The 20310-nt window shown below is 57.7% G+C and carries 17 protein-coding genes; 7 read left to right on the forward strand and 10 right to left on the reverse strand.

All coding sequences use genetic code 11. The features are described 5' to 3' along the window. The first annotated feature begins 12 nt into the window (after positions 1 to 12). The 4 genes from I3J13_RS20215 to I3J13_RS20230 are packed head-to-tail and all read left to right on the forward strand — an operon-like array spanning position 13 to position 5949. Positions 13 to 2169, forward strand: a complete 2157-nt coding sequence (locus I3J13_RS20215) for a TonB-dependent receptor (protein WP_196379982.1) — start codon at positions 13 to 15, stop codon at positions 2167 to 2169. Next, a complete protein-coding gene (locus I3J13_RS20220) occupies positions 2163 to 3017 on the forward strand; it encodes an ABC transporter ATP-binding protein (RefSeq protein ID WP_196379983.1) in 855 nt (284 codons plus the stop codon). Before I3J13_RS20215 ends, I3J13_RS20220 begins: the two co-directional genes overlap by 7 nt. Then, a complete protein-coding gene (locus I3J13_RS20225; RefSeq protein WP_196379984.1) occupies positions 3014 to 3931 on the forward strand; it encodes an ABC transporter substrate-binding protein in 918 nt (305 codons plus the stop codon). The genes I3J13_RS20220 and I3J13_RS20225 overlap by 4 nt, the downstream gene beginning before the upstream one ends. Beyond that, the gene (locus I3J13_RS20230) at positions 3928 to 5949 is read left to right on the forward strand and encodes an iron ABC transporter permease (protein WP_196379985.1); all 2022 of its coding nucleotides are present in this window, start codon (positions 3928 to 3930) and stop codon (positions 5947 to 5949) included. The genes I3J13_RS20225 and I3J13_RS20230 overlap by 4 nt, the downstream gene beginning before the upstream one ends. Here I3J13_RS20230 and I3J13_RS20235 read toward each other — a convergent pair. From I3J13_RS20235 to I3J13_RS20280, 10 genes are all read right to left on the reverse strand, one after another. Further along, positions 5921 to 6331 carry a ParB N-terminal domain-containing protein gene (locus tag I3J13_RS20235; protein ID WP_149744324.1) on the reverse strand — a complete coding sequence of 137 codons (411 nt, stop codon included), beginning with the start codon at positions 6329 to 6331 and terminating at the stop codon, positions 5921 to 5923. The genes I3J13_RS20230 and I3J13_RS20235 overlap by 29 nt on opposite strands. Then, positions 6328 to 7551, reverse strand: coding sequence for an alanine racemase (locus I3J13_RS20240; protein WP_196379986.1), 1224 nt, complete (start codon positions 7549 to 7551; stop codon positions 6328 to 6330). Before I3J13_RS20240 ends, I3J13_RS20235 begins: the two co-directional genes overlap by 4 nt. Further along, entirely contained in the window at positions 7548 to 8357 is an 810-nt protein-coding gene (locus I3J13_RS20245) for an HpcH/HpaI aldolase family protein (RefSeq protein ID WP_196379987.1), read from the reverse strand. The genes I3J13_RS20240 and I3J13_RS20245 overlap by 4 nt, the downstream gene beginning before the upstream one ends. After that, positions 8351 to 10150: an IucA/IucC family protein gene (locus tag I3J13_RS20250; protein WP_196379988.1), complete on the reverse strand. Its 1800-nt coding sequence runs from the start codon at positions 10148 to 10150 to the stop codon at positions 8351 to 8353. The genes I3J13_RS20245 and I3J13_RS20250 overlap by 7 nt, the downstream gene beginning before the upstream one ends. Beyond that, entirely contained in the window at positions 10147 to 11865 is a 1719-nt protein-coding gene (locus I3J13_RS20255) for an IucA/IucC family protein (protein WP_196379989.1), read from the reverse strand. The genes I3J13_RS20250 and I3J13_RS20255 overlap by 4 nt, the downstream gene beginning before the upstream one ends. Then, positions 11852 to 13024, reverse strand: a complete 1173-nt coding sequence (locus tag I3J13_RS20260) for an MFS transporter (protein WP_196379990.1) — start codon at positions 13022 to 13024, stop codon at positions 11852 to 11854. Before I3J13_RS20260 ends, I3J13_RS20255 begins: the two co-directional genes overlap by 14 nt. Positions 13025 to 13028: 4 nt before the next feature. After that, a complete protein-coding gene (locus I3J13_RS20265; RefSeq protein WP_196379991.1) occupies positions 13029 to 14792 on the reverse strand; it encodes an IucA/IucC family protein in 1764 nt (587 codons plus the stop codon). Then, on the reverse strand, positions 14792 to 15835 hold the full coding sequence (sbnB, locus tag I3J13_RS20270) for a 2,3-diaminopropionate biosynthesis protein SbnB (RefSeq protein WP_196379992.1): 1044 nt from the start codon (positions 15833 to 15835) through the stop codon (positions 14792 to 14794). The genes I3J13_RS20265 and sbnB overlap by 1 nt, the downstream gene beginning before the upstream one ends. Positions 15836 to 15874: 39 nt before the next feature. Next, positions 15875 to 16888: a 2,3-diaminopropionate biosynthesis protein SbnA gene (gene sbnA, locus I3J13_RS20275; RefSeq protein WP_196379993.1), complete on the reverse strand. Its 1014-nt coding sequence runs from the start codon at positions 16886 to 16888 to the stop codon at positions 15875 to 15877. Between the two features lie 411 nt (positions 16889 to 17299). Beyond that, positions 17300 to 17578, reverse strand: a complete 279-nt coding sequence (locus I3J13_RS20280) for a transporter substrate-binding domain-containing protein (RefSeq protein ID WP_196379994.1) — start codon at positions 17576 to 17578, stop codon at positions 17300 to 17302. A 326-nt stretch (positions 17579 to 17904) separates the two neighbouring features. Between I3J13_RS20280 and I3J13_RS20285 the strand changes: the two genes are divergently transcribed. From I3J13_RS20285 to I3J13_RS20295, 3 genes are all read left to right on the forward strand, one after another. After that, entirely contained in the window at positions 17905 to 18294 is a 390-nt protein-coding gene (locus tag I3J13_RS20285; RefSeq protein WP_196379995.1) for a hypothetical protein, read from the forward strand. Positions 18295 to 18371: 77 nt separating this feature from the next. Then, positions 18372 to 19412: an ABC transporter substrate-binding protein gene (locus I3J13_RS20290; protein ID WP_196379996.1), complete on the forward strand. Its 1041-nt coding sequence runs from the start codon at positions 18372 to 18374 to the stop codon at positions 19410 to 19412. A 10-nt stretch (positions 19413 to 19422) separates the two neighbouring features. After that, positions 19423 to 20307, forward strand: coding sequence for an ABC transporter permease (locus I3J13_RS20295; protein WP_196379997.1), 885 nt, complete (start codon positions 19423 to 19425; stop codon positions 20305 to 20307). Positions 20308 to 20310 lie beyond the last annotated feature (3 nt).

A 20310-nucleotide genomic window follows, 5' to 3' on the forward strand; every position in this document is an offset into this window, starting at 1 on the left:
GGGGACTTATCATTGCTATCCAAGACTTTTTTGTTTTCAATTTCGGTATCCACACTTGCCTTGTGCAGCGCAACTTTCTCGGCATTCGCACAAGATAACGGCGGCGACACCGTCCTTGCGCCGATTACGATCAAGGCCGATCGTGTTGGAAATGCTCCCGAGAGCCTGACCCGCAACGTCACGATTCTGGAAAAAGAGGATATCGAAAAACTCCTCACGACGTCGCACAGTTTGCCGGATCTTCTGGGAAAAGCAGTCCCTGGTCTGGCGCTGTATACCGGTGCCTTCACCACATACGGTCAAGGTCTACGCGGGCGCAGCGCCCTCGTCGTTATTGATGGTGTTCCCCAGAAACTCAACCGTGACACCTCCCGCGATCTGTTCAATGTTGACGTTTCCGCCATCGAGAAGATCGAGGTCGTCCATGGGGGCTCCGCTCTCTACGGCAATGGCGCGACAGGCGGCATCATTTACATTACGACGCTCCAGGGCGGCGGCGAGACACGGTTTAAATCACGCCTGGAGACCGGCAACAGCCTCACCAATTTCGGCGGTCAGGGGGCGAATGCGCGCTTTTCGCAATCTGTGCAAGGAAGCTCGGGGGACACCAACTTTGCTTTTTCGGCATCAGGTGACTTCAACCGCGGGCTATTCGACGCCAAGGGTGACCGCATAGCGCCTGAGCCCAGCCAGGGCGATCTTTTCGATACTGTCTCCGGCAGCTTTTTCGGGCGGGTACGCCATCATTTCGATGATCAGAGCCTTGGCGCTTCGCTGATTGTCAAGAAAATCAGGCAGGACAGCGATTATGCGGCCGACACAACCGTTGCAGGCTTGCCGCCCGGTACTGTTCCTGCTCGCGCCGTGAAAGGACTGTCACTCGACGAACAGGGCGGACTGTTCAATATTCAAGGAACGATAGACTACAGACACGAGGATATTCTCGGCGGAACACTGGATGCCCAGGCCTTCGCCCGCAGAGCGGAATCGCGATTTTATCCTTCCGATGCGCGCGCCATTCGCAATCGCGCGGCGATCATCCAATCCTATTTCGAAAGTGACATTTACGGCGGAAGCGTTGTTTTCAACACGCCCATTCCTCTCAGTGACGAACTTCCCGTCAATCTGATGTGGGGAATGGATGCGCAATTGGAAAGCTCCGTCGGCCCAGCCGATCTTTTTGATGGTACGGCTTTTGACCTTAGCAGGGGAACTGTCTTCAATCGCACGCGAACGACGCTCTGGACACCGCCTTTCGATCTCGACCAGTATTCGCTATTTGCCCAGCTTGAGGTCAAACCGACAGATCGCGTCACGGTGCGTGGCGGTGTGCGACAACAATGGGCCCATTTCTCCGTAGACAATTTTACAACGATCATCGGCGATCCGATTGCAGGCGGCAGCCTCGATTTTTCCAGCGCGCTTTATAACATCGGCGTGAATTACGAGTTCATCGACGGCATAAGTTTGTTTGCCGATTTTTCCCAGTCCTACGATCTCTCGGACATCGGCCTGCAGCTTCGCCAGGCCCCGCGCGGTTTCAATCTCACGGGCAGCAACATCCGTCCCCTCAGCTACGACAACTACGAAGTCGGCATTCGGGCGTCGGTCGGAGATTTCACCGGGAGTGCCGCAGCCTTCCTGAGCAAGTCTGAGCTGGGCGCCCTGCGCACGGAAAACTTCATTCTCATCCAGGATCGGGATCCCGAAGAAATCAGGGGCATCGAACTGGCGGCCAGTTACCGCTTCAACGACCATTGGTCGGCCGGGGGAACGTTTACCTACACGCATGGTGAACGAACGACCGCAACCGGACGCGAGATCGCTTTGGACGGTTTCCGCATTCCGCCGATCAAGGTTACAGGTTATGTCGAGTACATGCCGACAGATTGGTGGTCGTTGCGCCTCGACGGCGTCTACAGCGGATCTCGCGACGACGCTTTCAACGACCGCGTGGCATTTGGCGGCGCGAAGGTGGAAGACTTTGCGATTTTCAACCTTGCAAGTGATTTTAAGCTGGAGCGCGGCAAGCTCAGTCTCGGTATCGACAACATCTTCAATGAAGATTACTACAACGTCTATGCGCAGCTGTTGAGAAATTCGAACAACACGAGCCATATCAAATCGCCGGGTACAACGTTCAAAATCGCATATGAGGTTGAATGGTAGCCGCATCTTATCAGGTCAGCACAGCCGAATGTTCCTCGGGCGCGTCTTTGGTCGGTTCCGGGCTTTCGTTCGTCGCCGGCGGTCGCACCATTCTCAATGAGGTCATCTGCGAGATACCGGGAGGGAAAATCACGGCTCTGGTCGGTCCGAACGGCTCCGGCAAGAGTTCCCTGATGAGACTTCTGGTGCGCCTGGAGCGACCCACAACCGGGCAAATTACCCTTTCAGGTCGTGATGTTACGTCCTTCAGTCGCCGCGACTTCGCGCGGTGGCTGGCGTTTCTTCCACAGGATATGCAACCGCCCGCAGCGCTATCTGTCCGCGATCTTGTCGCCTGCGGAAGGCACCCTCACCGTGCCATATGGCGGCCCGAGACCAAGCGAGACAGAGAGGTCATTGAGGAGGCTCTCGTCGTCACCGATCTCACTGATCTTTCCAGCCGCCCCATAGGAGCGCTTTCGGGAGGCGAGCGTCAGCGTTCGCTGATTGCCATGGCACTTGCGCAAGAGACGCAGATCCTGATGCTCGATGAGCCGACAACGTACCTGGATCTTCGTTATCAGATTCAGATACTGGAGCTTGTTCGCAAGCTTCAGATTGAACGGCAGTTAACCGTCTGCTGGGTTCTGCACGATCTGAACGAGGCAGCGGCCTATAGCGACGACGTCATTGTTCTTTCGAAGGGGCGCTGTGTCGCAACAGGGTCGCCCGAGCGCATCCTGACGCCCGAGTTCATACGTGGTGTTTTCGGCATCGACATGTTGCGGCTTGCTCACCCTGTCGACGGAGCGCCGCTCCTCGTTCCGTCGCGTGGCTGGGCTCCCAATCATCCAAGAGAAACGACATGATCGCCCTCAATCGACGCAAATTTATTTCCGCTCTTTCCTGCGCCGCCTGTGCCTCGGCCTTCCGCCCCGGGCGACTGATCGCAGAAATGGCGCTGCCGCGTGTCGTCGCCCTTGAATGGCGTTATGCTGATCATGCTCGTTCGCTCGGATTGCCTCTCGTCGGTGTCGCCGATCTTGCGGAGTATCTTGGGCAGACTTCATCCGACGCGCAGGAATTGGCAGCAATCGGAACGGCGGATATGGGACGCCGGCAGGAACCCTCTCTTGAGGCAATCATCGCGGCGAAACCCGATCTTATCCTGGGTGTCAAGTTTCGACACGAGCGCATCCAGCCGCAACTTTCAAAGATCGCCCAAACGGTCCTTTACGACTATACCCGGACCGGCAAGGAGAACGGCGACCAGCTCTCCCTTATGATTGACGAACTACGGTTGCTTGCCGAAAAAGTTGGACGCCGCGATGCCGCAAACAATGCGGTTCGCGGTCTTGACGATTTCCTCGCCAAGGGGGCCGGACGACTCGCATCAGTCCCTGACCTGTCGCGGCAGATCGTATTTGCCCAGTTTCCGTCCGGGGTTAACAATATTCGTCTTTTCACCTCGAACTCGCTTCCCGTCCGCCTGCTGGAGCGACTGGGACTTCAGAACGCTTGGAACGGGCCATCGGAAGGTTTTGGCTTCACGACAGTCGGTCCAGAGCGGTTGCTGGCTCTTGGTGATGTAACGTTTCTGGGCGTCGCGATCGGTGCGGATAACAGCCTTACGAGGCTTGAAAGAAACCCGCTCTGGCAAAGCATGCCATTTGTGCGTGCTGGCAGATTTTTTGGCCTGACCGACGTGGTTTGGCCTTTCGGCGGCATTCCGGCGGCCGAGGCCTTTTCCGCGAAAGTGGCAGAAACGCTCAAGCAGGGATGATCGCTTCCTCAAAGAATAAGTGGCTATTGGTAACGCCCGCAGTTGTGATCGCAACCTGCGTGTCAATAGCGCTGGCGCTTGTACATCTACACGCTTCGGCCGGCATCGAAGCGTCGATATCGACTATCCTCCGTAGCATTTTATCTGCATCGGCCGATGATCCAGCGAGTATGATGCTGCACTATCTTCGGCTTCCTCGGACACTGGCGGCCATTTTGACCGGCGCGTGTCTCGCGGTAGCCGGAACGCTCTTTCAAGCAGCCACACGCAATCCGCTGGCATCGCCGGGGATTCTTGGTGTGACGGCGGGTGCACAGCTGTTCGTTGCACTCGTTACTGTTGTGCCCGCCCTCGCCCTCTTCGTCCCACACGCCGTGGCAGCCACCGTGGGTGGGGTTCTGGCAGGCGGGCTCACCTGGACAGTTTCCGGGGCCAGTTCCGGGCCGGTCAGGATTGCCTTGTCGGGGATGGCGGTATCGCTGATGGCAGGAGCGATAGCAGCGGCGATCTCACTTTTGAATGAAACGGCTGGCGCGAGCCTTCATCTTTGGGGCGGAGGAAGCCTCATTCAAACGGATTGGCAGGCAGCAATCAGCGCTCTGGCCGGTTTCTGTCCGGTATTTCTGGTGGCGCTAATGCTTGCGAGACAATTCGATATTCTTAGCCTCGGCGATGATACCGCGAGAATGCTCGGGCAGAACCTGCTTCTGATACGCGGAATAGCGCTTGCTCTCGGCGTCTGGTTGTCCGCGCTCGCCGTCACGCTCGCCGGACCGGTCGTATTTGTCGGGCTGGTGGCGCCCAACTTGCTACGTCTGGCGGGAATATCCAAACACCTCCTTTTGCTGCCTGCAGCCGTGATCGTCGGGATAGCGTTGACAGTCGGGGCCGATCTTCTTGTGCTGAACCTGTCGGCCAGCACAATCGAATTGCCGGTCGGTGTGCCGATCGCGCTCGTCGGGGCGCCGGTTCTCATCTTGCTGGCCTGGCGCCATGCACAGGAAAATCGCACCACATCGGAATTTTCCAGCAGATACCAGGCAGCTCCTGCCCTGCGCGGATTATCTCATCCCGCCTTTCTTGTCATCCTGCTCCTCCTTGCGGGCATTGCGGGGCTTGTCAGCGGTAATCGCTTCATCTCGCCGTGGAGCGCCCTGACCTTCCTCGCCGGGGTGCCCTCCACAGACCTGCAAAGCATCCTGGAACTCCGCACATTGCGCGTTGCCGGCGCGGCATTGGGTGGCGCGCTTCTCGGGCTTTCGGGCCTCCTTCTTCAGGGGGTCGTTCGCAATCCGCTCGCAAGTCCGGAACTGATCGGCATCACACAAACATCCGGCCTTGCCGCTGTCGCCGTACTGCTTTTTTTTCCCGAACTTGGCTTTCCCGGCGTTCAGGCAGGAGCAGTCGCTGGCGGTCTTGCCGCCACGGTTTTTGTTGCCAGCCTCGGGCTTCGGCGAAATCTCGCCCCGTCGGCGATGGCGCTCATCGGTCTTGGGCTGGCGGCATTTGCGGCCTCCGCTTCAACCGCCTTGGTCATCATGGCTGGTTTTCAGGCAAGTCAGGCCGCGACCTGGCTCGCCGGATCAACTTATGGCATTGGCAAAACTGACCTGACGGTTCTTGCCGGCGCCCTGATTTGTATCGTGCCTGTTTCCTATCTGCTGTTGTCGCTTACGGACATAATGGCACTGGGCCGGCCGAAAGCATCAAGTCTCGGGCTGAATTTTCGGGCGGCGGAATGGGCCCATCTCCTGGCCGGGGCATTGTGCGCCAGCACGGTTGCCGCGGTCTTCGGCCCCGTATCGTTCGTTGGGTTAATGGCGCCACATGCGGCTCGCCTCCTCGGTCCGGGGCGATATCGCGACCTGATGGCCGCCAGCGCTCTCATCGGAGCCATATTGATGATCATCGCCGATTGTCTCGGACGGACCCTGTTTGCGCCGGTCGAAATACCCGTCGGCTTGATGACGGCCATCATTGGGGCTCCCTTTATATTGCTCGTTCTACGCCGGGCATGACAAGCTGATGCAACGGAACCGGCACGACCCGAACCGGTGGAAACACATGGCGCGTCGATTTATGCGGAAACAGAATGCCGCGCCGGGCGCGCTCGACGATCTCGTCGGGTTCGAATGACATGTCGGGCCGCCAGCTCCCCAGCCGCACGTTCTCATAGTCGAACGTGACGACCGGCACGAGCGTTAGTCCGAGACGTAACGCTGCGGCGTGACGATGGTGCCCGTCCATGATGCATCGGCTTGTGCGCTCAATGCAGATCGGGCTGGTCCAGCTTTGATCCCGGATCAGAAGATCGGTCACTTCAGCGACGCGATCGGGAATGATTTCCTCATGGGGAGAAAGGGTCGATGGCGGCACCAGGAGCAACTCTGAATAGGTCATGCAATCAGCCTTTCGTCACCGTTGGAGACAGACTCGTTCAGGAATATCCTTTCCGGATGAGCATTGCTCAGGAAGTCATGGTGGGAAATGTCCCAACCATAGGCACCTGCGGCCAGAAAGCAGACGATATCGCCGACGCCAAGGTCGTGAACCTCTTCATTTCGCAGCAAGACGTCCTTCGGCGTGCACAGTTCACCGGTAAACGTCACAACTGCTTTCCCGGTCGTGGGACGCGGCCATGACCGTCGCCAGGCGCGACCGTTGAGAATTTTATGCGGGTGGCGATGCTGCCAGGCCGAGGGGAGCCTGAAATGATGTGAACCACCCCGCAGCAACGCAAAAGTTTCACCATGAGTTGTCTTCACATCTATGACCTCGGCAACGTAGACCGTGCAATAGGCGACGACGATGCGCCCGCATTCGAACTGCAGCACGGTGTTATCGGCAGGGATGCTGCCGGCAAGCTGTTCAGTGAGGTGGCGGAAGTCGAATCTTCGGTCAAGATTGGCATAGTCCACTCCCCAGCCGCCACCGAGATTGATGACGCGCGCCTCAAGCCCATTTCGCATGGCCCAATCGCGCGCCCTCAATAACGCCTCCTTGCAGAAGATGGCATGCGCATCGGCATCCAGATTGTTGGAGATGGTGTGGAGATGGAAGCCATCGAAGCGCAGGTGCCGGCATGACTTGACGAGCTGAAGCGCCTCATCGACCTGCGCCTCATCGATGCCGAATTGCGTCGGCTGCCCTCCCATCGTAATCGTGGCGCCCGGAACGGGGCCGGCCATGTTGATTCTCAACAGAACCGGAAGCCTTATGCCGGCCCGGGCCGCCACCATGTCCGCCAGATGGAGGAGATGAAGACTCTCGATATGGACCCGCTCGACTCCATGATCGATTGCGGCGATGAAATCAGTTTCCGTTCGCCCCGGCCCGCCCATGATGATACGGACCTTTGGGCCGGCGGTTTGCCGCACTTTGCGGATTTCTCCTGCCGAAGCGACTTCGAAGCCGGCGACGATCGGCGCCAGCGTCGAAAGTACCGCCGGATCGCTATTCGCCTTGATGGCGTAAAAGAACTCGCTCTGCGCTGGCAGGTTCGACACGATGTCGCGGGCGTGCCTCGCCAGCCCGTCCAGATCGTGGATATAGGCGCAGGCGGGAAGGTCCTGCCTGACCAGCGACTCGACAAGCTGACGCGAAGGGTTGAAATACGTCACGATACGTTCTCCTTGGAAATTTGAACCTGTGAGAGGCACTTGCTGCGCCAACTCCGATCGGACCGCGTCAATGCCTGGCGCAAAATTCCGCGATCATTGGCCGCGACAATACCCAGCGCGCCTTGGGTGAGTTGACGCTCCACGTCCTCGTCACGGCGAGGAATGACGAAGAAATGCTTGCCTGCGGCTTTCACCGCGCCAGCCACCTTTGCCTCGGCGTCAATGACTTCCGGAGCGGTTGTCTGCCACGGAAGGCCGATGGATTGAGAATAGTCAGCAGCCCCGAGAAGGATTGCGTCGATGCCTTCAATCCGCGCGATATCGTCCACGGCGTCCAGACCCGACCGGTCCTCGATCATCGCGATGATCAAGGTCTCGCGATCCAGCTTGTTGATAAACTCCACGAGGTCGCAATCTCCAAACCGGCCCAGACGGCCCGCATTCAGACCACGCAAGCCGAGCGGCGCGTAGCGTGCTCGTGCCACCGCCGACCTGGCATCTTCAACGCTGGAGCATCGTGGCACCACGATCCCAGCCGCCCCGGCATCAAGAACCTGCAAGATGCGATCCGAGCGCGCGTCCGGAACGCGTACCAACGCGCTGATGCCCGATCGGTCCGCTGCTGCCAGCAGGAATTCAAGCTCTCGCCCGTCGATCAGCGTATGTTCGAGATCGATGAGGACGAAATCAAATCCTGCGACAGCAGCCACCTCAACGATGGTCGGTGCGGGGACCGACAGGAACAACCCGCCCGCCGCTTTGCCGTTATCTAGGAGATTGCGCAACCTTGTTCGCCCGGTCAGCATCGCGCGTCCTCACCGCTTTCACCAGCATGGATCAGTGGGTTCGGAACGCCTCGAGGGGGGACTTGTCCGGTATCGAGCCGGCGCCGCGCCAGATCTTCTACAAGGACTTCATCGTCAAACAGGCCAAACGAAACTGCACCTTTGCCTGCCGATTCGTTATTTTGAAGGTGTTCATGGATGACACCGGCAGCCATGCGCCAGAACGCGCGTTCGTTAAATTCGAAGTGTCTTTCGAGAAAGAATGCCAGCTCGGCGAGATTGACCCCGAAGAGCGCATCGAACATGAAGTCACGCACGTCTCTGGAATCTTTTGCCTCGACATATGAATTTGGATTGACCATGGCATGTTCGGCTGGCGTCGCAACCAGGGCCGGCGCTCGGGCACGCAGCCGTTCCGGTATGAAGCGAACACCATCATGGAAGTCCTTGAGAGCAACTCTCACGGGCCAGCCGTTTCGATGAACCAGGAGCATGTTCTGCTGGTGGCTCTCCAAGGCGATGCCATGGGCCGTCAGCAGATGCACAACGGGGACTGCCGAAACACGCAACAATTCACGTGTCCAGTTCTCCATGCCAAAGGCGTCAATCCAAGGCTTGATGGAGGGGCGACCGTCAACGTCGAGATGGGTCAGCATCGAAAAGGGCGATGCCGCTTCGGTTTCCACGCGAAGATATTTATGTACCGGATCCCGCCAGATCGCCGCCATACCGCCGCGAAGATCTCCGCCCCTGTCCAGCACAAGCGGCGCGGTCACCGTCGTCCCCATACGCTCCAGCAGAAGAATCGTGCCCGAAGCATCAAGATATGGATCACCGCGCAAAACATCTTCCAGCCAGGCGCTGATGATCGGAGCATTAAGGACGGTGTGAGCGGCCAGCGTCCGCGCCGTCGAGGTATTGCGAATGGAAAGCGCAAGCTTGAGGGAGGAAGCCCCCGGCAAAGTCTGATCGGCAAGGGTCCGGATCGACTGCTGAGCCAGATAGTCGTGCCGTGCTTCTCCAAGAAAGACGATCTGGCCAGTGGCACGTTCGACAATCGTTGCAGCTTCGATCACCCGTTCCCATTGCCATGGATGAACCGGCAGGATGTGAAAATCCTCATCAAGCATGGGTGCATCTGCGGAAGCGAGCAAAAGTCGGTCCTGGTTTCCAGGCACAGCAATGGACGAGCTGGCGCAAAAGTCCCTGTGCACTCCCAGCCAGACCGGCTTGATAGCGTTGGCAAACTCCGGACCGTAGCTTCTGTTTTCCTTGGGTGAAAAACCTGTTCGGGATTTGAAGCTGGGATGATAGCGATGGCCATCGGTAAGATTGGCCTCCGCTGCGTCATAACTTTGCGAGGCAAGCGCTCCTCCCCGACGCCGACTGGCAATCAACGCTTCGGTGTGGTTGAGAAATGTCCTGCGGATTTCGTCGCGGAAGCGTTCGTGGGTCGAAGCGTCGCCGACGACGAGAGGCAACAGGTCATCCAGAAGCAGCAGAGGATCGTCGCAGCGGGTGCCGTCTTGCGATTTCAGCCGCCAGACACTGCCGTCCTCCACCAGCCATCGGTCATAGGCGACGGTTCTCCTGACAAGAGCGCGATAGACGATCACCCCGTCGGAGGCCTGTATCGATACTTCCCCTGTCCCGCCGGTTGCGGGAGCGACTAAAATCGCGGCATCCGGCAAGAGGCCTTCGGTGAGAAAGGCGCTCAGCGTCTGCGACACAACCCGGCTCCCCGCAGCATGCAGGGCATCCGGCAAGGCATGGGCGGAGACTTGTGCTGTTTTCGCCTGGAACTGGATCGTCATGGGGTCGCCTCCTCAAATATAGTGTGACGGATATCGGAAGGTGCTGTGGTCTTCCCTGTCAGCAAGGGATTGGGTACAGGGACGTAACTCGGCGTATCGGCGTATCCACCGAGGCAACTCAACAGGTTGGCTTTCGCAGGGAGCTGGCTGCTCGCCAGAAGTTCGCCGATGGCCGCCAAGTCGGAAACCTCTTCCAGAACCCGCCTCGCCTTGCCCCATAGATCGCTTTCGTCAATGCCGGAAACCTCGGCTGCCGTTGCGACGACGTGGGAGAAATGGTTGACGACCACGTAGTAGAGGAACCGTCTCCAGACCGTCTTGCGATCATAGAAGAGGGCATGATCCAAAAGCGCAGCGTCTTCGCCGCTGAAGCGGCGTTCGAACGCACTCCGATCGACCGCGATACCCTCCAGATCGCGGATGAAGAGATGGTCTGGCCAACCATCCACGAAGCGCACAAGACTGTTTTGGCTATGCGCCTCCAGCGCGATGCCGGTATCGCTGAAAAGGCGCAGCAAGGGGATGAGCGATATCCGCATATACGCCGTCAGCCAGCGATGAGTGCTTTCGCGGTCCTGCAGGTAATGTCCGCTGACTTCTGCTAGATTTGGCTTGCCGTTAGCCGGGTTGGCCTCCAGGAGGCCGGCAACAACTAGAGGGGACGGGCCTTTGCCAAAATCAGCGTCCCTCAGCAAATATCCCGTCTCGGGATGATACCGGAAACCACGACCTGCCTTGCAGCTCTGCACAATACGCCCGACCGGCTCGTCCAGCACAGTTAATCCGGCCCGCGCGACGGCTGGCCCGACCGCTGCAATTGCCCGTGCGCCTGCCACGCTGCGAGCGATTTGCTCATCGGTATTTACACGAGGAAAGTTCGTAATCCGTGCTTCGATTGGCAGTTTGACGAAGAGATTTTGATCCGAAAACCAAACAGTACGCACCGAAGAGGTCGGAACGGCCGCATCGCCCGTGGCTTGCGTGATCCTGATTTCTCCCGATCGTATCCGGTCTGCAAAGTCCGGGTTTCCTTCCAGGCGCGCTGCCTGCCAGGGATGACATGGAAAGAGGATATCGTCGCGCATGTCGCTTGCCGACAGGCCCGAGGCAGCCCGCAGGCGTAAATCCATGGGAGCGAGGCGCTGGCGGTCACTCTCGAATTCCGCAACATGACGACGCTTCACCAGCAGCCAGCGAAGCTGGAAGCGGGTTGCGCGCTCAGGCGCATATTTTTCCGTGTCGGCTTTCGTGAAACCACCTACGCTTTTCGCAAGCGGATGAAACGGATGCCCAAACCACAGCGATTGCTCCAGTGCGACCGCAGAGATGCCGGCCTTTGCGGTCGACAGAAAGATCGCATGCTCGCGGCTTGCTAACGAAGAGCGGCCTATCCGGTAAAGGATATCTTCGATGTCTTCGCTCGATGCGCCTCGCTGCGTCTTCAAAAGAATGGCAGCGAGCTCGGAGGCGTCTTCAATCACTCGCAATCCGCTCTGGTCGTTGACGGTAACCCGCTCGCCGAAGCGATGAAAACCAGCCGGCGAGAAATGCTCGCATTTCGCGGTGATCACCACATCGCCAGCGGCGATTTCGACCTCGTGCCCGACGCGAATCGTCTGGAGAAGGTCGGGCCGAAACTCCCGTAACCACGTGTTGAGAAGCCTGTTGCGCTCACGGTGCATTGCAAGTCTGATCGTCATGTCATTCAACGTCATGGCGTCTAGCCTCCGGCTGTAGGTAGAGAAGAATTGATGCGAGAAGAGTAAGTAGAGCCGCAGCGAGCAATGCGCCGTCGTTCCCGGCAGCAAATACGGCGAGCCCGCAGATCGCCGGACCGATGACCTGGCCAAGAGTAATGGCGGTGCGCCCCGCCGCGAGATTGAGGACGCGATGCCTGGAGCGTCCAAGAGAAGAAAAAAGCGACGGAGCCAGGCCCGCGTTGAAGGCTCCGTGAACGATCCGCGACAGGGAGATCGAAACAATGGTCGATCCTGCAAGCAATGAGAGAAGCGCAACCAGGGAGCCCGCGGTGGACAGGCGCATGACCGCTCTTTCCCGGCCCGCATCGATCCAGCGTCCCCACAGCGGAAGCACGACAAATGCCGCTGCCCAGCTTCCGGCATGAAGCAAACCGACCAGGCTTGCCGTCAGAACCGCGCTTTCCCGCTCCAGCGCCCAGTCGGCGAAAAACGGCATGAAGCCGAAAGCGCCGGCGGTTGCAAGAAGACCGGAAAGGACAAGCGTACGGCTGGCAGTTGGTGGCAGCCGCCCGTTAAGAGCAGGGGAGCGCGTGTCATCCTCGACAAGTCCTGCATCATGGAACGCGCGTCCGCATAAAATGCTCAGGGCGACAAGCAATATGCCAAACCCCATCAAAAGACCCTGAAGCGCATCATGCTCAAATGCCCATCCTCCCAGAAGGGGTCCGGCTATGCAGCCTGCAGCCAATGCCTGCTGCAAACCCGAATAGCCTTTTCGGCCGGTCGTACGGTTATGCTCAACCGCAAGAAGCAGAAGGACACCGATCCCGGTCAGTCCCTGGATGCCGCGGCCTAGCGCAAAAAGCACCACAGTGCCTGCCTGCGCCTGGAGGAAAGCGCTGAGCGCATTCAGCAGGCATGACAGACCCATCAGTCTGCCGAGGGGATAGGAGGAGGCGAAGTGAGCCCAGACGGGCGTAGACAAAATTGCACCGACCGCGGGGGCGGCCGCGATCGCTGCGGCCCAGAGTGCAATATCTTTGGTCCCTGCCCCCGATAGTCGCTGGAGGTGCAGGGACAGGAACGGCAGCACGGCCAGAGGCGCAGCGACGGTCGCAAACTGTACGGCGAGCACAAGCCGCCAGGATGCCCGCTTGAATCTGGTTGCGATCATCGGTTCACTCGAAATCGCGAAGCGGATTGCCGGCGAGACCCAGGCGGCTCGGCATGCCAAGTCCGAGCTCTGTCATCGCGAGCAATGGGGTCAGTATCTGCTTGAATGGCCAGTCAGGCTGCTCGAGCAAGCTAAATCTCAGCCGATCCCGCATCTCGGACGGCATTTCGATGTGCTTGAGATGATGCTCTACGCTCGTGCGCAGCAGGCGGCGTGATTTTGAGAGTTCGAGTGCACCGGTCCGGTCCAGCTCCGTACAAATCGCACGCAAGGCCACGTCGAACAGCAGGGTTTGACCGTATGCAATGAGGTCTTCGGGCTGCGATAGTAACATGGTTGCACGGCGTGGATCTTTAATGATGTAATCGGGAACCGGAAGTCCGCACTCTGTAAGACCTGCGGCATGGCACCGCACTGTATCGTGATCGCGCAGGATCACTCCCGAGGGCCGTCCGTTCGAAATCTCCACGAGCACGTTTTGCCCGTGCATTTCGGGAATGAAGCCGCTGGCGAGCGCTTCAATTGCAAACCCGGTCAGGAGGTCGAAGAGTTCGACGACGAAACCCTCGAGCGTATTGTCGCGACGGGCTTGCAGAACGGCTTCGATAGCGGGAGGAATTCCGCTGGCTGGCGCAACTGCAAACGCGGCAAGGGGGATGAGACTCGCACCGTCGCTGATCGGGAAGATGCGGACCGCACAGCCAAGATAAGCGGTCCTGGGTTCCAGGACATCTCCCGACAATTCGGAGAAAGTCCAGAACTGCGTTTCGTCGGCAAGCCGCGCTACCCGGCCAAGACCGGGCCGGGTTGCCAGCGCCAGGGTGAGGAGGTCCGCACCCTTCAGGCCATTGCAAAGGGACTGGGCGCTTAGCAACCTGCGAACACCCAGGGTTTCTACATCAAGAGGGAGCTTCAGGTGGCATCCGGGCTTGCCTGGAATCGTGACGCTCCGCAGCGACGACGTCGCGGCAACCAGGGGGCCTTGAAAATCCAGCATGGTGATCCGTCCATCGGCGAGTTCCTCAGAAAATTCTCGCGGAACGCTATGGTCGGCTTGCCAAGGATGGAGTGGTAAGGCTTGGTGTGTCGTGTCTATTCCCAGACGGGCCAGCTCCAGATCAAGCAGGGCCAACTGGGTGGCGTCCAGAATGGCGGCGGCAGGTCCACCCCTCTCGACACGCGGCGACGCAAAAACATGGCTTTTCTCCACGGCGCACCAGCGCAACGGAAAATACCTGCCAAATTCGGCGCCATAGTCCTCGATCTCTCGGGCGCCCCAGCGACCACGGCAATGCGCCAGGGGATGGAAGGGGCGATCCCGCCACGCTGCCATTCGCTCCCATAGAAGATCGTTCTCCAGCGCACCGGCCTGCCTGCCCGCATTTGAAAGGGACGAGCCTGTGGCCTGAACGAGATCTGCATTCTTCTCACTTTGGCTGAGTTGCCTCATCGTCCTGTCAAGGACCGGCACACCAACTTCCGGAAGAGCGTTCAGGACCAGCCAGAGCAACTCGCAGGGATCGAGGGTTTTGCACGTCTGCGCATGCTCAATGCCCAACGGCCGCCACCCGCCGCGCCAGCGATCGGGTTGCAGGCGGATTGTGATTTCCTTCCCGCCGATGACGACTGTGGCATGACGATCTTGCCGCGATGAAAGAGCTTGGCTACGCAAGCCGGCGACATCTTCCGTCCAGAGCAGATCGAGGAGATCGTCGAGGATCGCATTGCTATCCTCTTTGTGTTTGGGAATCTGGGATATGTAGTTCATCAAAATAGATCCACCAGTATCCCTGCATCGGCAGCCTCCGCCCGACGCAGAATGGCACGGGCGCAGACGATATCGTCGATCGCCATCCCCATCGGATTGAGCAGGATGATCTCGTGATCATTTTCCCTGCCCGGTTTGTGGCCGCTGACGATTTCCCCAATTTCCGCATGCAGCTTTTTGCGAGAGAAAGAGCCTTCCTCGACAAGCTGGTTGATGATCTTCTTTTCACGATTGCACTGGTCCCAGTCGTCCACGACCACCTTGTCCGCGCGTAAGAAGACCTCCTTTTCAACATCCATGATGGAGATATTGGAAAGAAATGTACCCGGTCTAAGCCATTCGAACCTGAGATAAGGCTGATCGGTGACCGTGGCGGTGACGACGACGGTGGCCGCCTCAACCGCAGAGCGTGCGTCGGGATGCGGAACGGCCTGCACCAAAGGAAAAGCTTCGGCCAACCACTCGGTCAATCCGGCCATTGCCTCAGGCTGACGATCAAAGATATGGATTCGCCTGACATTCGCGAACTGCTCGCAGAACATCTGGATTTGCGTACGCCCGATTGGTCCGCAACCGATGACCGTCACGTCGGTGAAATTCGGCCGCGCCAGATGCCTGGCAGCGACCCCGGTGACCGCAGCGGTACGCAGCGCGCTGATGCGGGCCGCTTCCAGGACGGCAATCGGGAAATGCGTTTCATTGTCGTTTAGCACAATCACAGCACTTGCCCGATCAATGGAGCGGCGAGATGGATTATCGTGTTTCGAGCCGATCCATTTCAGCCCGGAAATGGGATCTCCGCCGCCAATCCAGGCTGGCATGGCGATGATGCGATCGGCGATGTGCCCGGAGTTCGGGTTGCGGAGATAAGGTTTCAAAGGTTGAGCGTAGTCACCTTTGGCGTGGAGGCGGAAGCCTTCTTCGACGGCTTCCATGTAAAGATCCGAGCGGTCGCCGCCAACCGCAGCAATATCCCGTCGTGACAGGAAGCGAAGACGAGCGCCGACGCCCTCCCGTGACCGGATGGTTTCAATCATGTTCATTTTGGTCTCCTGGTAGATTTAGGACGCAGATGCCGCTGGTCAGGAGGCGTTTTGTAAGAGAACCGGATCCCGTCTCAGGACGACGTGGGATGATTCAAGGGGGCGATGAACCCGTTCTCGTGCGGGCAACCAATCCGGATTGTAGACACTGTCAAGATAGCGCTCACCCCGATCCGGCAGGACGGTCACGACAACTGCGTTACTCGGTAACTGCGGAGCCAGTTTCTGAATTGCCGCAATAACCGAACCCGAAGATCCTCCGGCGAGCAGGCCCTCTTCCCGAACAAGGAGACGGCATGCCTCGACAGATTCGAAATCGTTGACGAGAACGACTTCATCTATCTCACTGAGCTCCAGTTGCTCAGGAACACGACTGGCCCCGATCCCTGGAATGCGCCTGCGATCGCGCGAAGGACCGAAAATGACGGAACCTGCAATGTCCACGGCGATGATCCGGATTTTCGGCCAGGCCTCGCGCAGCCGACGGGTAAGGCCCATGATAGTACCGCAGGTGCTGACGCATATGAAGGCATGCGTCGGTTCGACAGGCATTTCGCCGACGATTTCCGCTCCAGCGCCATGGTAGTGGGCAGCAGGGTTATCGGGATTGGCATACTGGTTGAGCCAGACCGAATTTGGCACCTCTCGCAGCAACGTCTGAACGCGCCGAATTCTGGTATGAAGATAACCACCCTCCTCGTCTGTCTCCGTGACAAGTTCTGTGAACGCTCCATACGATTCTATCAGGGCTCGATTGGTACTGGTGATATTGGGGTCAATAACCGCCGTGAACTTGAGCTTCATCTGTTGCGCGATCATCGCCATCGCGATCGCCAGATTGCCAGACGAGCTCTCGATAAGATGCACGCTTTGATTGATTTTCCCGGACTGGATAGCTTGGCTTACCATATGCAGGGCGGGACGATCTTTGATGCTTCCACCTGGGTTGAACATTTCCAGCTTCGCAAAGATACGAAACTTGTCGCTAGAAAAAGGTAGTTCCAGCTCAACCAAGGGGGTATTTCCAATAAATTCAGAAAGATTTGGCTTCATGCGCGTCTCCTGACTATCAACCGTACAAGCACGAAAAATACATGTTTACGTTGCATTTCATCATTGCACCAACAATGAGAAATTAACAGGAGTAAAATTGTCATGTTTGAGTTGCATTGAGTTTTCCGTTAATCAACGCCTAAGCGTGTCTCAATGAGATACATGTTGTTGTCAGTCGCTAAGAAACGAATTGCGTATTGGGTCGGGACAAGAGCAGTCCGCCGTCGTGCTTCGGTGCATTGGACCGTTAGTAGCAGCACGGAACACCTGGAGTAACTCCAGCCCCGGTGGCACCCGCGACGCACTGAGACTAACGGAAGCCGATTTCATAAAAATAAAGGACGGCAAGTTCTGGGCCGATATGTGATGAAAAACACCTAAGCATGAAGGTTCTCTTTGCGCTCTCTGACGCTACCGCGAAACGAGGTCCGCCCCAAACCACTTGAGGCTCATCTCTTTCAATGTGCCGTCCTTCGCTATCGCCCAAATGGCGTCGTTGAATCTATCAGCAAGCTTCTCGTTCTTTTTTTTGCAAACCGCGCGCTCGCAGAGCGCAGTACCGACGATGTCAAATCCCACCGGTTTTCCGGAAGTATTGACCGCATTCCAGGGCGGGAATGCCCCTCCATCGCTATTCTGATTATTTGACGGCTTCAGCATGGTGTTGATTGCCACCGAGAACTGACTCATGTTCCAACCTTCTCGCATGTTTTCAGCGGGGCAACCCCCATGACCAATTCGATTGCATGGCTGAGAAGACAGGCAACCTTCCGCCGCCTTGTCAGTCGGGCTCGTGCCATTGATGTTGAGTGAAGCAGAAAAAGATCGTCTCCTCGCTTCAATGATCGATCAAAGGTGCGCCAGTTGACGAAAATTGGCTTCACCCTGCGGGCAGATTGATCTATCGTTTGACCTGACATGACAGTCGATGTGCATCCGGACGGCGAAGGTCGCCAAGGCAGTGTCCGGCCACAAGCGACTTCCAAACTCGGCCGGACTCTCAATGGAGAGTCGTCATGTCAGAACAAACTGCTGCATTGCCATCTTTGCCATTCTCACCCGTTGAAGTGTGCGACGGAATACACGCCGCTGTCGCCTTTGAGATGCTGCGCGATCTCTATGGCCTGCAGGCCGCGACCATAGCGGCGTGGTGCGCCATAGAAGCACGTACTCAAGGTGATGACGTCCGGTACCGTTTCTGGTTCGGTCTTTTTTGCGATCTTCGCAAAGCTTCCCCAGTCTTCTCTCTCCTTTTACCCGCACCCCTGAAAACGGGTCCGGCTGTTTCTGAGGACGAGAACTTTCTGACTGGAGACAATATGCGGGGTAACATTGATCGTCTACTCGGCTCCCAGAATATCGGGAACATCATTATTCGTGAAATACGATCAATAATTAAAAACTAATATTAGATTTGACCGCCAAATCTTTCGCAAAATCTGCCGGAAAACCCGAGAAATCAATCAAATTACGAGGGCGAACGATGAAACGTGGAATCTTGCTTGTTATATTTATTGCGGCAAGCAGCATGGTAAGTGCTGCAACCGCAGAGCAGTTGATCGTCAACAGTTATGGTGGGCCTTACGAAGATATCATCCGCAGCCGGATCATCGAGCCCTTCGAAAAGGAGTTCGGTGTGAAGGTCATTTATGACGCCGTGGGGTCCGCATCGCAGGACTATGCAAAGATCAAGGCGACCCGCGGACGGCCAGGCTTCGACGTTGTCGTCATGACTGCCTCCCAATCGCTGGACGGCTGCCGGGATGGTCTTCTGGATGCATTTTCACCGGAAACCGTGCCGAATATTGCGAAGCTCAATCCCGAAATCAGCAGGATAGCGGGCGCTTGCGGGGCCGTTCACGAAGTGCAGTACCTTTCGCTTCTATGGCGCAAGGACAAGCTCACTTCCGCACCCACCTCCTGGTCAGCGTTTTTTAGCGAGGAGCTGCAAGGTAAGGTCATTCTTCCAACGTTCCAGAACATCATGGCGGCTTATCTCATGGAGATCATGTCCGTCGCAAACGGTGGTGATCTTATCGACAACGTCGACACTGGCTTCAAGGCGATGGGGGAACTTGCCCGGCAATCAATCGGCTTCGAGCAGTCCTCTTCCGTCATGGAGACCTATTTGAAAGACGGGCAGGTCTGGGCCATGCCGTTCTGGAACGGACGTGCTCAACTCCTCGTCGACAGCGGTTTGCCCGTTGACTACGTCAGGCCCACGGAAGGCACGATCCCACTTGTAGCTACCTTGAATGTGCCGGTCGGCGCCCGGAACAAGGAAATGGCGCATAAATTCGTAAACTTCTTTCTCGAGAAATCCAGTCAGGAAGCATGGGTCACGGGCTACAAGGTCGGCAGCGCCAGGACTGACATAGACGTCCCCGATGAAGTCCGGGCACGTCAGATTACAACCGAAGCCGACCTGAAGACGCTTCTTCTCCCCGACCTTTCCGCCGTCGCAGCCAAGCTGCCGGAATGGGGAGCCCGTTGGGAGCGTGAAGTGATCGCCGTGGCGCGATAAGGGGGCGACAATGACAACGATCGAACTTCTGTCACCTCCTGTTCCTCCCCGCCGTCGGGCCTTTACGCTCCGGCCCTATTTGTCTCTGGTGCCTCCCTCTACGGTGCTTCTACTCTTCTTTGCGTTGCCCATGGGCATGATGATCGGGCTGAGTTTTCAAGGAGCCGATGACGAAGCATGGACAATTGCCAACTATCAGCGGTTCTTCTCTGATGATCTGATGCTGGCCGGTCTCGGTCGCACGATGCTGATGTCGGCACTGGTCGCCATTTGTGTGACCGTGATGGCATATCCGCTCGCATATTATCTGGCACGTGCGACATCACGCTGGCGGACAGTTATCTTTGCGCTCGCAATCGCGCCGGAGCTTGCCGGCGTGGTCCTGCGCACCTACGGCTGGCTGGTGATCCTCGAAGACCGTGGTTTTGTGAACTCCGCGCTGATATGGGCAGGTTTGATCACCGAGCCCTTGCCGTTATCGAAAAACATGTTCGGTGTCGTTGCCGGTTTGACGCATGTCGTTCTGCCTTTTGGGGTGCTTTCGCTCCTGACGAGCCTGCAAGGTATCAATCCCAATCTCGAAAAGGCAGCCCAGATACTGGGAGCTTCTCGCCCGGCTGTCCTTCGCCATATCGTTTTGCCTCTTTCCATTCCGGGCATCGTCAGTTCTCTGCTCATCGCTTTCACCATGGCAGCGAGTGCCTATGCCACGCCGGCGCTTCTCGGCGGCGCGGGTTTCAAGGTCCTCGCTACGATGGTTTACGAGCAGGTCCTCTTCTACATCGACTGGCCCTTCGCCGCCGTGATGGCGAATGTGCTGCTACTGGCAATGCTGGTCGCAGTCTTCATCGGCTCGCGTATTGAAGCGCGCCTCCACAACAAGCTGCATCTATAGGAG

The sequence above is a fragment of the Agrobacterium leguminum genome (assembly GCF_015704895.1).
Lineage (GTDB): Bacteria > Pseudomonadota > Alphaproteobacteria > Rhizobiales > Rhizobiaceae > Agrobacterium > Agrobacterium leguminum.

Coding starts and splice junctions, on each gene's coding strand:
- sbnA (WP_196379993.1), bottom strand. CDS start 16,888: ATGAAGCCAAATCTTTCTGAATTTATTGGAAATACCCCCTTGGTTGAG.
- I3J13_RS20265 (WP_196379991.1), bottom strand. CDS start 14,792: ATGAACTACATATCCCAGATTCCCAAACACAAAGAGGATAGCAATGCG.
- I3J13_RS20230 (WP_196379985.1), top strand. CDS start 3,928: ATGATCGCTTCCTCAAAGAATAAGTGGCTATTGGTAACGCCCGCAGTT.
- I3J13_RS20250 (WP_196379988.1), bottom strand. CDS start 10,150: ATGACGATCCAGTTCCAGGCGAAAACAGCACAAGTCTCCGCCCATGCC.
- I3J13_RS20225 (WP_196379984.1), top strand. CDS start 3,014: ATGATCGCCCTCAATCGACGCAAATTTATTTCCGCTCTTTCCTGCGCC.
- I3J13_RS20220 (WP_196379983.1), top strand. CDS start 2,163: ATGGTAGCCGCATCTTATCAGGTCAGCACAGCCGAATGTTCCTCGGGC.
- sbnB (WP_196379992.1), bottom strand. CDS start 15,835: ATGAACATGATTGAAACCATCCGGTCACGGGAGGGCGTCGGCGCTCGT.
- I3J13_RS20280 (WP_196379994.1), bottom strand. CDS start 17,578: ATGAGTCAGTTCTCGGTGGCAATCAACACCATGCTGAAGCCGTCAAAT.
- I3J13_RS20255 (WP_196379989.1), bottom strand. CDS start 11,865: ATGACGTTGAATGACATGACGATCAGACTTGCAATGCACCGTGAGCGC.
- I3J13_RS20295 (WP_196379997.1), top strand. CDS start 19,423: ATGACAACGATCGAACTTCTGTCACCTCCTGTTCCTCCCCGCCGTCGG.
- I3J13_RS20290 (WP_196379996.1), top strand. CDS start 18,372: ATGAAACGTGGAATCTTGCTTGTTATATTTATTGCGGCAAGCAGCATG.
- I3J13_RS20260 (WP_196379990.1), bottom strand. CDS start 13,024: ATGATCGCAACCAGATTCAAGCGGGCATCCTGGCGGCTTGTGCTCGCC.
- I3J13_RS20235 (WP_149744324.1), bottom strand. CDS start 6,331: ATGACCTATTCAGAGTTGCTCCTGGTGCCGCCATCGACCCTTTCTCCC.
- I3J13_RS20245 (WP_196379987.1), bottom strand. CDS start 8,357: ATGCTGACCGGGCGAACAAGGTTGCGCAATCTCCTAGATAACGGCAAA.
- I3J13_RS20285 (WP_196379995.1), top strand. CDS start 17,905: ATGTCAGAACAAACTGCTGCATTGCCATCTTTGCCATTCTCACCCGTT.